Below are 12,929 nucleotides of genomic sequence, written 5' to 3' on the forward strand. Positions count from 1 at the left end.
CCCGGTGAGCCTGCTGCGCCGACCGGTCGCCGCGCGCCGCGAGCGCGCCCTGCGCCGGTGCGCCCCGGGGCCGCTCGCCGACCTGCTCGCCTCCCCGTCGCCGGAGCGGGACACCCCGCTGGAGCGCCTGCCGCTGCTCGCGGTCGACATCGAGACGACCGGCCTGGACCCGGTCCGCGACCGCGTGCTGGCGGTGGGCTGGGTGCCGGTCGACGGCGGCCGGGTCGACCTCGGCGGGGCCGGCGGCCACGTCGTCGCCGACGCGGGCGAGGTCGGCCGCAGTGCCACCGTCCACGGCATCACCGACGACGCGCTGGCCGCCGGGCTGCCGCTGGAGGACGTGCTCGGCGCGCTCCTGCGGGCGCTCGCCGGGCGGGTGCTGCTCGCGCACTTCGCGCGGATCGAGACGACCTTCCTCGGGGCGGCCTGCGAGCGGCGGTGGGGGGCCGGCCTCCCCGTCGAGGTCGTCGACACCTTCGAGCTGGAGCGCCGCGCGCGGGGCGGGGGGTGGGACGCCGCGTCCGAGCCCGGGGCGCTGCGGCTGTGGACCGCCCGCGCCCGCTACGGGCTGCCGGTCTACCGGGCCCACGAGGCGCTGACCGACGCCCTCGCCTGCGCCGAGCTCTACCTCGCCCAGCGGGCGCACCTCGACGAGGAGGCCCCGGAGACGACGACGACCCTCCGCCACGTCGTGGCGTGAGGGTCGGTCTGCGTGCTGCTGGGCCCCCGGTGGGTGCTCAGATGTGACGCGGGGTGGCGGACTGCGCGAGGAGGTAGATCTCGTGCGTCTCGCGGACGAGGTCGCGGTCGACCTGCCCGTCCCAGCCGCGCCCGGAGAGGCGGTTGGTGCGGAGGGTCTGCGCGAGGTGACGGGCCTTCTGGACGGAGAGCGATGCGGCGTTCATGGGTCCTATGTTCCGCCTCCTGACCGTGCAGCACAACGCGACTTTGCTTCAGAATCCCGCAGTATCGCTTAACATTGGTGCATGCTCGACCCGCACCGTCTCACGGTCTTCCGCTCGGTCGTCGCCAGCGGCTCGGTCCAGGCCGCCGCCGACAACCTCGGGCTCACCTCCTCGGCGGTCAGCCAGCACCTCGCGGCGCTCCAGCGCGAGACCGGGCTGACCCTCTTCCAGCGCTCGGGCCGGGGCATCGTGCCGACCGAGGCCGCCCTCGTCCTCGACGCCCAGAGCGACGAGGCGATGAGCCAGTGGAGCCGCCTCGAGCACGTCGTCTCGGACCTGCGCGACGGCCGGTCGGGGCGGCTGTCCATCGGCTACTTCGCGAGCGCCGGGTCGGCGTGGATGCCGAGCCTCGTGCGGCGGCTGACGACCGAGTTCCCCGACCTCGTCCTCGAGCTGCGGCTCAACGAGGTCGAGCAGCGCGGGCCGCGCCCGGACCTCGACCTGGCGATCGACCCGCCCGACACCCCGCTGCCCGCCGGCCTGCGCCGGGTCGACCTCACCGACGACCCGTTCGTCGCCGTGCTCCCGCGCGACCACCCGCTCGCCGGCGAGGCGCAGATCGCGCTGACCGACCTGCGCGGCGAGACGTGGGTGAGCAGCGACTACCCCCATGCCGTCGGCCACCGGCTGCTCGTGGCCGCGTGCGCGGCGGTCGGCCTGCGGCCCCGGTTCACCGTGCAGGCCCAGGACCACCACACGGCCATCGGCTTCGTGGCGGCCGGGGTCGGCGTCTCGGTGATGCCCGGCCTCGCCGCGCGGGGGCTGCCGCCATCGGTCGTGCGCGTCGACCTCGCCCCGCCGGCGCCGGTGCGCCACCTCTCGGCGGTCGTCCGGCAGCTGGGGGCCTCGAGCGCCCCGGCCGAGCGCGCGGTGCAGCTCCTCGAGGAGCTCATCTCGCACCCGGCCTGGTCGCCGCGGCGCCGCTCGGCCCGCTGAGCGGCGGCCCGGCCGCGGTCAGGGCCGGTCGGACCAGTAGAGGGCGCGGGCGGGACAGAACGTGAGGGCGCGGTCGCCGTCCGGGCGGGGGACCTGCGGGTCGTCGACGACGGGGTAGCCCCACTCGTCGAGGCGGACCCGCCCGGCGAGGAGGGTGGCGCACACCCCGTGGCCGGTGCAGGCGACCCGGTCTACCCGCAGGGCCGGTGCGGCGTCAGGCGTGGTGGGCACGGGCGAGGCTCCCTTCGGTGGGACAGGTCCCGACGGCGTGCGCGTCGAGGTGGGGGCCGAGCACCTGCAGCGCCGAGGCGGCGAAGCGCGAGACGCCGTCGGGGAAGCGGCAGGCGCCGCGGTCGGGGAGGAGGCCTGCGTGCCGGCGCACCTCGTGGGTGGCGGCCGGGCCGGGGTCGGCGAGGAGCCGGTCCCAGGCGCCGGCCAGCGCCGGCACGCCGAACATGCACGGCCCGCACTGCCCCGCGGTCTCGCCGGCCGCATACCGCAGGTACCCGGCGACGGTGCGGACGGGGCAGCGCTGCGGGTCGAGGAGGTCGAGGATGCCGGGCCCGAGGCTCGCGCCGACCCGGGCCAGGTCGTCGGAGGACCAGCGCAGGGCGCGCAGCCGGTGCAGCGGCACGAGGGCGCCCCCGAGCCCGCCGACGACGACGTGCTCGGCGCCGCGCGCGGGCTCGGCCGCCGCGAGGAGCTCGGCGAGGGGGGTGCCGGCCTGCGTCTCGAGGACGCCCGGCCAGGAGACCGCACCGGTCAGGGTGACCAGCCGGGGGCCCGGCTCGGCCTCGGTGCCGAACGACCGGAACCAGGTCGGGCCGTGCTCGGCGACCTGGGCGACGCGCCACACCGTCTCGGCGTTGAGGACGACGGTCGGCGGCACGCGGCGGCCGTCGGCGTCCCGGCCGCCGGTGACGAACGGCCGGCGCTTGGTCATCGGCCGGGCCAGGCCACCTTGCGCGGCCGAGACGAGGGCGCTCTCCTCCGAGGACACGTAGCGGCCGGGGACGTCGAGGACGTCGAGCCCGGCGGCGGTGAGGAGAGCGGCCGTCCGCGACCCGCGGTGGGCGGCGAAGCGGATGGTGCGGCGCCGGCCGGGCGCCACGAGGTGGGCGCCGCGCAGGAGCTCCTCGAGGTGGTGCTCGACGACGAACGCGTCCTTGGCGGCGCCGATCTCGCCGTCGCAGGCGTTGACGACGAGGTGCGCGCCGTGGTCGTGGGCGGCGTCGACCTTGACGCCGGTGCTGAAGGCGGCCCCGCCCCGGCCGGTCAGGCCGGCGGCGTGGAGGTCGTCGACGAGGCTCACGACCACTCACCCCCGAGGACGACGTCGCGGCGGGCGCGGTCGGCGTGCGTGGCGAGCAGCCGCCACAGGACGGCCACGACGCCGATGCCGCCGCACGCCACGGTGACGGCCCGCAGGCCCGGCTGGTCCGAGGTGCCGAGGGCGAGCCCGTGGACCAGGGCCGACGGCCACAGGGCGTAGGTGGCGCGGTGCACCCAGCGCCACACCCGCTCGGGCAGGCGCGGCCGCAGCCACGACGTGGCGGCGACGACGGCGAGGAGGTCGACCGCGAGGGTGCCGAGGCCGACCCAGAACGGCTCGTACCCGCTCGTGAAGGGCAGCACCGCCGACACCGCGTCGATGCTCACGTAGGTCTCGGCGACCGCCGTCGCGACGTGAGCCGTGACGAAGGTGAGCATCCCGAGGGAGAGCCAGCGGTGGACGGCCATGACGACGGTCGCGGAGCCGCCGTGGGGCCGGCGCCGGCCGGCCGTGACGACGCCGAGGACGACGACGGCCGTCAGCAGGGCGATGCTCGCCACGCCGGTCGCGCGCGAGAGGTACCAGAGCGCCTCGTTCACGAGGTCGCCTCCGTCGGGTCGGGCCAGCCGGGGGTCGTGACGACGGCGTGGCCGGTGTCGAGCCGGGCGGGCAGGCCGGTGCCGGCCAGCCAGGCGGGGGCGTCGTCGCCGAGCACGACGGCGGCGGTGGAGGCCGCGTTGGCCTCGAGGGCGCTCGCAGCGACCACGGTGACCTGGGCCCACGTGGCCGGGGCCGTGGCCCCGGTGCGGGGGTCGAGGACGTGGTGGCGGGTGCTGCCGTCGGCGACCGCCCAGGTGCGCCGCCGGGTCGAGCTCGTCGCGACCGCCTGGCCGCGCCGGAGGGCCAGGACCTGGACGACGTGGCCGTCAACGTCCTCGACGCCGACCCGCCAGCCCCCCTCCGGGGCCGGGCCGCCGACCGCGAGGTCGCCGCCCAGGTCGACGAGGAAGCCGCCGCGCAGCCGGGTCGCCAACCGGTCGGCGAGGACGTCGGCGGCGTGCGCCTTCGCGGTCGCCCCGAGGTCGAGCAGGCAGCCGGCGGGGACCTCGACGCGGTCGGTCGCCGGGTCGAGGTGGACGCTGCGCCAGCCGGGGACGGACGCCGCCGGCCGCAGGGGCGCGGTGCGGCCGCGAACGACGGCGAGGTCGGCGTCGTAGCCGGACGCGGCGACCGCCCGACCGACGGTCGGGTCGACGAGCCCGTCGGTGAGGCGGGCCGCGCGCAGGGCCGCCCGCAGGCTGCTCGCGAGGACGGGGGAGGCGACGAGGCCGGCCGGCCCGTGGGCCGCGGCGGCGGCGAGCCGGCTCACCTCCGAGTCGGGGCGGAAGCGCGAGGCCGCGCGGTCCAGCGCCGCGAGGTGGTCGCGCACGATCGCCTCGGCCTCGGCGAGGGCGACCGGCTCGGTCACGAGGAGGCGGACGGTCGTCCCGATCGCCTCGAGCTCGGCCACCGTCGGCGAGGTGAGGGTCGACGGGGCGGGGGGCACGGCGGGCGCCTCAGGACCCGTGGGTCGTCGACTGCGACGACCCGCTGCTGCCGGAGACCCCGCCGGGGGAGGAGAACCCGGAGGTCCCGGAGGAGCTGCTGCTCGAGCCGGACGAGGTGCTCGAGCCGGACGAGCCCGACGAGCCGTCGTCGGAGGAGCCGGTCGTCGCCGCGCTCGCGGTGGTGGTCGTCGTCGCGGTCGCCAGGTGGTAGCCGGCGACCCCGGTCGTCAGGGCCGCCGCGGCGACGGCGCCGGCCGTCCAGGCCTTGGCCTGTTGCAGGGCACGAGGGGTGGTACGCATGGTGGTCGCCTCCGGGGTCGGGACGTGCTGACCCCTCGACGGTCCGCCCCGGCGCTGTGGCGGACCTGTGCGACCTCGATGGCTCCTCTGTGCCCTGCCGGCGGGTCAGGCGCGGGGCGCGACCGGCTCGCGCTCCGCGGCGTCGGTGGTGCCGGTCGGCGCGTGCCGGGCGTCCTCCTGCGCGAGGTGGTCGGCCAGCCTGACGCCCTCGACGTCGAGGTCGGGCAGCAGCCGGTCGAGCCAGCGCGGCATCCACCAGGCGCGCTCGCCGAGGAGGTGCATGACGGCGGGCGTCAGCGTCATCCGGACGACGAACGCGTCGACGAGGACGCCGACCGCGAGACCGAAGCCGATCGGCCGGACCATCACGAGGTGGCTGTAGGCGAAGCCGAGGAAGACCGACGTCATGATGACCGCCGCTGCCGTGACGACCTTGACGCCGTGGACGAAGCCGGACCGCACCGCGGTGCGGGCGTCCTCGCCGTGGGAGTGCGCCTCGTGCATGCCCGAGACGAGGAACATCTGGTAGTCCATCGCGAGCCCGAAGAGCACGCCGATGAGGATGATCGGCATGAACGACAGGATCGGGCCGGGCTGTGTCACACCGAACCACGACCCGAGCCAGCCCCACTGGTGAACCGCGACGGTCGCTCCGAAGGCCGCCGCCACGGAGAGCAGGAACCCGCCGGTGGCGACGAGCGGCACGACGACCGAGCGGAAGACGACCATGAGGATGAGCAGGGAGAGCCCGACGACGACGGTCAGGTAGAAGGGCAGTGCCCCCTGGAGCCGGTCGGAGATCTCGATGTTCGCCACCGTCTGCCCGGTGAGGCCGATCTCGATGCCGTCGTGGCGCTCGAGGAGCGAGGCGGTGCGGCGGATGCCGTCGATGGTGGCCGGCGTTCCCTCGTCGGCCGGGCCGGTGCTCGGGACGACCTGGAACGCGAGCGTCTCCTTGTCCTCGCTCACGCCGAAGGGCACGACGCTGACGACACCGTCGACCCCGCGCAGCGCCGAGGCGATCGTGGCCTGCGCGTCGAGGACCTGCGCGTCGGTGCGCGTGCCGTCGACGGCGGGCAGCTCGGCGACGGCGACGACGGGGCCGTTCATCCCCGGGCCGAGCTCGTCGGCGACCGCGGTGTAGGCCGTGTACGCGCTGGACCCGGTCGGCTCGCTGCCGCCGTCGGGGAGGCCGAGGCGCATGTCGAGGGCGGGCACGGCCATGACGCCGACGAGCGCGACGACCCCGAGGACGGTGAGCCACGGGTGACGGGTGACCGCCGAGACGTACCAGGCGCCGTGCTCCTCGGGCCGGTCGCTCGCGGCGTCGGCGCGGCTCGTGGCATCCCCCGGCGTCGCGAACCCGGCCTTGCGCCAGGCCCGTCGGGAGACCACGCGGGTGCCCATGAGGCTCATGACGGCCGGCGCGACGGTGACCGCGACGAGCACCGAGACGGCGACCGTGGCGGCCGCGACGAGGCCCATCTCGGCGAGGATCGGGATGCCCGAGAGCACGAGGGCGGCGAGCGCGATGACGACGGTGGCGCCGGCGAAGGTGACGGCCGAGCCGGCGGTCGCGACCGAGCGGGCCACCGACTCGCGCAGCGGCGTGCCGTGGAGGATGTTCGCGCGGTGCCGGTTGACGATGAAGAGGGCGTAGTCGATGCCCACCGCGAGGCCGAGCATGAGCGCGAGCGCCGGGGTCGTCGTGTTGAGCTCGACGAAGGCCGTCATCGCCATCGCGCCGCCGAGGCCGACGCCGACGCCGAGGAGCGCGACGAGCAGGGGCAGGCCGGCCGCGACGAGGCTGCCGAGCACGAGCACGAGGACGAGGAGCGCGACGGCGAGGCCGAGGATCTCGCCGGGGCCGATGAACTCCAGCGCCTGGGTGATCTCGACGCTGTAGCTCGGGGTGATGCCGGCGGCCTCGAGGATCGGGTCGCCCTTCTCGGGGATGAGCGCACGGTCCTCCGGCGGGATCGACTGCGCGTTGTCGTCGAACTGCACCTGGATGACGGCGTAGCGGCCGTCCTCGCTGAGCAGCCGGGTCCCGGCGGAGGCGTCGGCGACGGTCTTGCCGTCGGCGTACTGCGCCTCGCCGGCGAGGAGCTGCTCGCGGGCGTCGGCGAGCTTCTGCTCGCCCTCGGCGACCTGCTGCCGACCGGCCTCGACCTGCGCGCGCAGGTCGGCGGTCGCCTGCCCCTCGGGGTCGGTCTTCTCGAGCTGCGCGAGGAACGACTCGCCGCCCGCGAGCCGGCCCTTGGCGTCGGCGAGCTGCTGCGTGCCGCTCTCGAGCTGCGCGCGGCCCTCGTCGAGCTGCTTCTTGCTGTCGGCGAGCTTCTGCGCCGACTCGTCGAGCTGCTGCTGCGAGGCGAAGGGGTCGACGACGCGCTCGACGTGGGGGACCGTCTTCCAGGCGTCCATCGCCTCCGTCACGGCCTGCTTCTGCGCGTCGGTGAACGAGCCGGAGTCGCTCTCGAGCACGACCCGTCCGAAACCGCCTGCGGCCGCGGGGATCTCGGTGCCCAGGCGCTGGACCACGCGCTCGAACTCGGTGCCGGGGATGGACACCTGGCTCGTGAGCGGCGTGCCGACGGTGCCGGCGAGCGTGCCGGCGACGGCGAGGACGGCGACCCAGGCGGCGAGCACGCGCCAGGCGTGAGCGGCGCACCAGCGGCCGAGGCGGTACAGGGCGGTGGACATGCGGGCCTCCGGGGCGGGAGAGGGTCGGGCGGCGGTGGGTCAGGCGGGGCGGACGGCGGTGTCCGGGAGGGCAGGACGGGAGAGGCTGTGCAGGGCGGCGGCGAACATCGCGAGGAAGCCCGGGGCGTCGGTGTCGGTGGGCTCGGTGACGGCGTGGCGGGCCCAGACCCGCAGGGCGGCCTCACCGGCGCCGACGACGGTGCTCGCGAGGGTGGCGACCTCGAGCTCGGTCGGGCCCGGCCCGAGGCGCTCGCGCAGCCAGGCCTCGAACCAGTCGAGCCAGGCGTGCAGCTCGGCGAGGATGAGGCCCTTGGCGTGCGGGGAGGCCTCGCCGGCGGCGGCGAGGGCGCCGATGCGCTGGACGAGCTCGAGGTCGGAGGGGTCGTCGACGACCGAGAGGAGGGAGTCGCGGACCGGCTCGCCGGCCGGGCGGTCCTCGAGGCGGCGGCTCAGCGAGGCGAAGAACTCCGCGACGCTCGCGGTGAGCACCGACTCCACGGAGGGGAAGTAGTTGAAGAAGGTGCGGCGCGAGACCCCGGCGCGGTCGGCGACGGCCTCGGCGGTCACCGCGTCGACGCCCTCGTCCCGGACGATCTGGTACGCCGCGAGGGCGAGGTCGTGGCGGGTCCGCTCGCGCTTGCGGTCGCGCAGCGAGGTCGTCACGCAGGTCGCTCGGCTCACCGGACCAGCGTAGGCACTCGTTGCACGCCGGTGCAAATCTGCACCCCCATGCATTCGACAACCCTTCCCGCCCGGCGCCTCACCTTTTCGGGGTCACCCCATCCGCGAACGCGGGTGAAACCGCCGGGAAAGGCCGGCGTGTTCACACACGTTCGCGAAGAGACGGGAGGAGCGGCGGGGCGGGGTCAGGTGGTGCGGGTCAGGCGGTCGACGGCCCGGCGGGCGGCGGTGGCGGCGTCCTGCGCGGTGCGCTCGTCGCGGGTGCTCGCGAGCTGCGCCCGGCGGGCGTCGTGCTCGACCTCGGAGGATGCCGTCAGCTGGTCCTCGAGGTCGGCCACGGCGGCGCGGGCCTGCGCCAGGCGCGCCGCGACCTCCTCCCGACGGCGCGCGGCCGAGGTCGCCCGTCGCCGGGCGTCCTCCGCGGCCACGCGGGCCTGCTCCAGCGCGCCCTCCGCCCGCTCGGCCGCCGTGCGCGCTGCCGCGAGCGCGGCCTCGTCGCGCGCCGCCCGGTCGGCGGTCGCCGCCCGCCGCGCCGGCGGGGTGTCGGCCCCCAGCGCGACGACCCGCGAGAGGTCGACGGGCTCGAGGCCGCTCGCGCTGACGGTGTCGACCATCCGCCCCGTCGCGAGGGCCGACCCGACCCCGGCGTCGACCATCGCCGAGCGCAGCGTCTCCTCGACCGCCCCGACGACCGCGGCGGACACCGGCTTCCCCTCACCACGCACCGCGTCGACCGCCTGCCGGGCCACCGCCCGGGTCAGCTCGCGCCGCTGGGCGTCGAGGGCGCGCAGCTCGGCGGCCGCCAGCGTGCCCTGCGCCGCCCGCAGCCGGGCGCCGAGCTCGAGCACGCCCTCCACCTGCTCCGGGTCGTCGCGGACCAGCCGGTTGAGCACCCACGCCCCGGCCGTCGGCTTGCGCAGCGTGCGCAGGCGCGCGGCCAGCTCCGCGTCACCGGACGACTTCGCCTCCGCCGCAGCCGCGTTGCGGGCCGCGGTGAACTCCTCCGGCAGCAGGCCGTAGAGCTCGTCGGCGACGTCCTCGATGCTCACCCGCCCATCGTCGCAGCCGGAGCACCGGCCGGCACGCGGCTCAGCCGCCGAGCGACCCGACGGCCCGGGCGACGATCAGCAGCGACACGAGGAGCGCCGCGGTCGCCTGGCTGGCCATGAGCAGCTTGGCCCGGGTGCTCAGCGGCATCGTGTCAGTCGGGCTGAACGCGCTCGAGTTCGTCACCGACACGTAGAGGTAGTCGACGAACAGCGGCACCCATCCGCTCGTGCGGCTCGACGACACCGCGACCTCCGCGACGGTGTCGTGGTCCTCGTCCTGCGAGAAGCGCCAGTCGGCGGGCGGCAGCCGGTCGCGGCGCTCCCGGTGCCGGGCGACCGGGCCGCCGCGGTCGAGCTCCCAGTAGAGGAGCGCGTAGCCGACGACGCCGGTGAGCCACACCTGCATCCCGCCGAGCAGCAGGCCTCCGGGGTCGGCCGACGAGTCCGAGAGCGTCGCCACGAGCATCCCGAGCGCGACGAGGTTGCTGAGGATGACGACGCACGCCAGCCCGACCGACACCCACCGCGACCACCGCGTCCGCCGGACGAGGCGTACCGGGTTGACGAGGACGAGCGACAGGAGCAGCAGCACCTCGACCGCGGGGATGGCCAGGCGCGGCCCGACGAGCAGCGGCTGCGGCAGCAGCGCGTACGTGACGATGGCGACGAGGACCGCCACCGCCGGCGGCAGGCGGTGCTCGCCCTCGCCCGCCCGGCGGTGCTCGAGCTCGGCGTCCAGGTCGTCGTGCGCCATCTCCGGACCGTATCGCCGCATGCCGGTGCCCGGGCGGGCTGCAGCCGCACCGACCCCGCGCGGAGGACCGACCGCCGGAGCCGGGCGGGCCGGTCGTGGGACGCTGGGGGACATGGCCGACAGCCCCAGCACCGACCGCCGCGCCGACGCCCTCCTCCGGCGGATCCGCGAGTCCGTCATCGGGGAGGACCACGTGATGCAGACCCCGTACGGCCCGCGCCGCGTGACGTACGCCGACTACACCGCGAGCGGTCGCGCGCTGTCGTTCATCGAGGACTTCCTGCGCGACGAGGTCCTGCCCGCGTACGCCAACACGCACACCGAGTCCAGCGGCACGGGCCTGCAGACCACCCGGCTGCGGGAGGATGCCCGCCGGATCATCCACGACGCCGTCCACGGGGACGACGACACCGTCGTGGTCTTCGCCGGGTCGGGCTGCACCGGCGCGATCGACAAGCTCGTCGGGGTCCTCGGCCTGCGCGTCCCGAGCGCCCTCGAGGACCGATGGCACCTGACCGACGCGATCCCGGCCGAGGCGCGGCCGGTCGTGTTCATCGGGCCGTACGAGCACCACAGCAACGAGATCCCGTGGCGCGAGACGATCGCCGACGTCGTGACCATCCGCGAGGACGCCGACGGACGTATCGACGCGACCCACCTCGAGGCGCGCCTCGCCGAGCACGCCGGCCGGCCGCTGCTCATCGGGTCCTTCAGCGCGGCGAGCAACGTCACCGGCATCGTCAGCGACACCCATGGCATCTCCGCGCTGCTGCACCGGCACGGCGCGCTCGCGTTCTGGGACTTCGCCGCCGCCGGCCCGTACGTCGACATCGAGATGACCGCGCCGGGCGACGGTGACCCGCTGGCGTACAAGGACGCGATCTTCCTCTCGCCGCACAAGTTCATCGGCGGCCCCTCGACCCCCGGCGTCCTCGTCGCCCGCCGCGAGCTCTTCGCCAACCGCGTGCCGGTGACCCCCGGCGGCGGCACGGTCGCGTACGTCAACCCCGAGGACCACGCCTACCTCCCCGACCCCGCGCACCGCGAGGAGGGGGGCACGCCGGCGATCATCGAGTCGATCCGCGCCGGGCTCGTCTTCCAGCTCAAGGAGGCCGTCGGCGTCGACACCATCCGCGCCCGGGAGGAGCGCTTCCTCGAGCGGGCCGTCACCGCCTGGCGCGACGAGCCGGCGCTGGAGATCCTCGGCAACCTCGAGCTGAAGCGGCTCTCTATCGTCTCGTTCGTCGTCCGCTCCCCCTCGGGCAGCCACCTGCACCACAACTACGTCGTCGCGCTGCTCAACGACCTCTTCGGCATCCAGTCCCGCGGGGGATGCTCGTGCGCCGGCCCCTACGGCCACCGGCTGCTCGGCATCGACCTCGAGCGCAGCCACGAGTTCGAGCGCGAGATCACCGGCGGCTGCGAGGGCATCAAGCCCGGCTGGGTCCGGGTGAACTTCAACTACTTCCTGTCCGACGCGGTCGCCGACTACGTCGTCGAGGCGGTCCGGATGGTCGCCCGCGACGGCTGGCGCCTGCTCGGCGACTACACGTTCTGCCCGGAGACCGGGATGTGGCGCCACCGCCGCGGCGTCGTCGAGCCGCCGGTGCGCCTGGCCGACGTCGTCTACGGCGACGACGGCTCGGTGACGATGCCGGCCTCGGACGCGCGCGGCGGCGAGGAGATGCTCGCCGAGCACCTGCGCGAGGCCGCCGCGGTGCTGGCCGCGGCCGACGCGCCGGACCTCGGCCGGCCGGACCACCACGTCTCGGCCGACTTCGAGCACCTGCGCTGGTTCGACCTGCCCGACGGCGTCGTCGTCCGGGCCTGAGCCCGACCCCGCCTCGTCAGAGGGTGCGGGTGGCGGTGACGGCGCCGGCGTCGAGCGGGCCGTAGAGGTGCGGGAACTGCTCGTCGGTGCCCTCGGGCGCCTCCCACCGCACCGGTGAGCTGAGCCGCTGGGGGTCGATGGTCAGCAGGACGAGCTCGTCGTCGACGTCGGCGTAGAACCGTTCCAGGACACCGGGCCACTGCTCGCTCGTCGAGAGGTGGATGAAGCCCACCTCGCCGAGGGAGAGGCCCTGCGTCGACTGCTCGTAGCGTCCGATCGCGCGGGCCTTCTCCCACTGCTCGGCGTGGGCGATGTGGAAGAGGTCGTCGGTCACGGCAGCAGGGTGCCACGAGTCGGCGGCGTCGGCCCGTCGGGGAGGCGTAGGGTCCGGCGGGTGAGCCAGCGCACGCGCCCCGCGACCCGTGACGACGTCCCCGCCATCCAGCGGATGGTCCACGCCCTCGCCGAGTACGAGCGCGAGCCGGACGCCGTCGAGTCCACCGAGCGGCACGTCCTCGAGGCGCTCTTTCCCGACGGCGGCGCCACCTCGACCTTCGCGCACGTCGCCGAGGTCGACGGCGAGGTCGTCGGGATGGCCGTCTGGTTCCTCAGCTACTCGACGTGGACCGGCCGCCACGGCATCTGGCTCGAGGACCTCTGGGTCGACCCGGCGCACCGCGGCTCGGGGCTCGGCAAGGAGCTGCTCGCCGCGCTGGCGCAGGTGTGCGTCGAACGGGACTACCGCCGCTTGGAGTGGTGGGTCCTCAACTGGAACACCCCGAGCATCGGCTTCTACGAGTCCATCGGGGCCGTGGCGCAGGGCGAGTGGACGACCTACCGGCTCGACGGTGCCGCGCTGGCCGCCCTCGCCGCCGGCTGACCGGCCGGGG

Annotated in this window: 15 protein-coding genes; 4 read left to right on the plus strand and 11 right to left on the minus strand. The window is 75.6% G+C overall.

Annotated elements, in window-relative coordinates; genetic code table 11:
* Positions 1 to 4 precede the first annotated feature (4 nt).
* Positions 5 to 700, plus strand: coding sequence for an exonuclease domain-containing protein (locus IG69_RS0100785; RefSeq protein WP_036828615.1), 696 nt, complete (start codon positions 5 to 7; stop codon positions 698 to 700).
* Positions 701 to 737: 37 nt separating this feature from the next.
* Here IG69_RS0100785 and IG69_RS21925 read toward each other — a convergent pair whose 3' ends face one another.
* Positions 738 to 905: a hypothetical protein gene (locus tag IG69_RS21925; protein ID WP_157577255.1), complete on the minus strand. Its 168-nt coding sequence runs from the start codon at positions 903 to 905 to the stop codon at positions 738 to 740.
* An 81-nt stretch (positions 906 to 986) separates the two neighbouring features.
* On the opposite strand from IG69_RS21925, the gene IG69_RS0100795 reads away from it, so the two are divergent.
* Positions 987 to 1,901 (plus strand): LysR family transcriptional regulator, encoded by a 915-nt coding sequence (locus tag IG69_RS0100795; protein ID WP_030526284.1) that lies wholly within the window; start codon positions 987 to 989, stop codon positions 1,899 to 1,901.
* 18 nt (positions 1,902 to 1,919) lie between these two features.
* Here the strand turns inward: IG69_RS0100795 and IG69_RS0100800 are convergent, their stop codons facing one another.
* The 9 genes from IG69_RS0100800 to IG69_RS0100840 form a co-directional block, all read right to left on the minus strand.
* Entirely contained in the window at positions 1,920 to 2,132 is a 213-nt protein-coding gene (locus IG69_RS0100800; protein WP_030526285.1) for a ferredoxin, read from the minus strand.
* The gene (locus IG69_RS0100805) at positions 2,116 to 3,213 is read right to left on the minus strand and encodes an NADH-ubiquinone oxidoreductase-F iron-sulfur binding region domain-containing protein (protein ID WP_030526286.1); all 1,098 of its coding nucleotides are present in this window, start codon (positions 3,211 to 3,213) and stop codon (positions 2,116 to 2,118) included. The genes IG69_RS0100800 and IG69_RS0100805 overlap by 17 nt, the downstream gene beginning before the upstream one ends.
* A complete protein-coding gene (locus IG69_RS0100810) occupies positions 3,210 to 3,773 on the minus strand; it encodes a ferric reductase-like transmembrane domain-containing protein (RefSeq protein ID WP_030526287.1) in 564 nt (187 codons plus the stop codon). The genes IG69_RS0100805 and IG69_RS0100810 overlap by 4 nt, the downstream gene beginning before the upstream one ends.
* Entirely contained in the window at positions 3,770 to 4,720 is a 951-nt protein-coding gene (locus IG69_RS0100815) for an FAD:protein FMN transferase (protein ID WP_051749971.1), read from the minus strand. The genes IG69_RS0100810 and IG69_RS0100815 overlap by 4 nt, the downstream gene beginning before the upstream one ends.
* Positions 4,721 to 4,730: 10 nt before the next feature.
* On the minus strand, positions 4,731 to 5,021 hold the full coding sequence (locus IG69_RS19800; RefSeq protein ID WP_030526289.1) for a hypothetical protein: 291 nt from the start codon (positions 5,019 to 5,021) through the stop codon (positions 4,731 to 4,733).
* A 105-nt stretch (positions 5,022 to 5,126) separates the two neighbouring features.
* The gene (locus tag IG69_RS0100825) at positions 5,127 to 7,724 is read right to left on the minus strand and encodes an MMPL family transporter (RefSeq protein ID WP_051749972.1); all 2,598 of its coding nucleotides are present in this window, start codon (positions 7,722 to 7,724) and stop codon (positions 5,127 to 5,129) included.
* 39 nt (positions 7,725 to 7,763) lie between these two features.
* Entirely contained in the window at positions 7,764 to 8,405 is a 642-nt protein-coding gene (locus IG69_RS20710) for a TetR/AcrR family transcriptional regulator (protein ID WP_051749973.1), read from the minus strand.
* 185 nt (positions 8,406 to 8,590) lie between these two features.
* On the minus strand, positions 8,591 to 9,454 hold the full coding sequence (locus tag IG69_RS0100835; protein ID WP_051749974.1) for a hypothetical protein: 864 nt from the start codon (positions 9,452 to 9,454) through the stop codon (positions 8,591 to 8,593).
* Between the two features lie 40 nt (positions 9,455 to 9,494).
* Positions 9,495 to 10,208 carry a hypothetical protein gene (locus IG69_RS0100840; protein ID WP_030526293.1) on the minus strand — a complete coding sequence of 238 codons (714 nt, stop codon included), beginning with the start codon at positions 10,206 to 10,208 and terminating at the stop codon, positions 9,495 to 9,497.
* 112 nt (positions 10,209 to 10,320) lie between these two features.
* Between IG69_RS0100840 and IG69_RS0100845 the strand changes: the two genes are divergently transcribed.
* Positions 10,321 to 12,039 (plus strand): aminotransferase class V-fold PLP-dependent enzyme, encoded by a 1,719-nt coding sequence (locus IG69_RS0100845; protein WP_030526294.1) that lies wholly within the window; start codon positions 10,321 to 10,323, stop codon positions 12,037 to 12,039.
* 16 nt (positions 12,040 to 12,055) lie between these two features.
* Here the strand turns inward: IG69_RS0100845 and IG69_RS0100850 are convergent, their stop codons facing one another.
* Entirely contained in the window at positions 12,056 to 12,373 is a 318-nt protein-coding gene (locus IG69_RS0100850; RefSeq protein WP_030526295.1) for a DUF952 domain-containing protein, read from the minus strand.
* Positions 12,374 to 12,433: 60 nt separating this feature from the next.
* Between IG69_RS0100850 and IG69_RS0100855 the strand changes: the two genes are divergently transcribed.
* On the plus strand, positions 12,434 to 12,919 hold the full coding sequence (locus tag IG69_RS0100855) for a GNAT family N-acetyltransferase (RefSeq protein ID WP_030526296.1): 486 nt from the start codon (positions 12,434 to 12,436) through the stop codon (positions 12,917 to 12,919).
* Positions 12,920 to 12,929 lie beyond the last annotated feature (10 nt).

It is taken from the genome of Phycicoccus jejuensis (assembly GCF_000720925.1).
Lineage (GTDB): Bacteria > Actinomycetota > Actinomycetes > Actinomycetales > Dermatophilaceae > Phycicoccus > Phycicoccus jejuensis.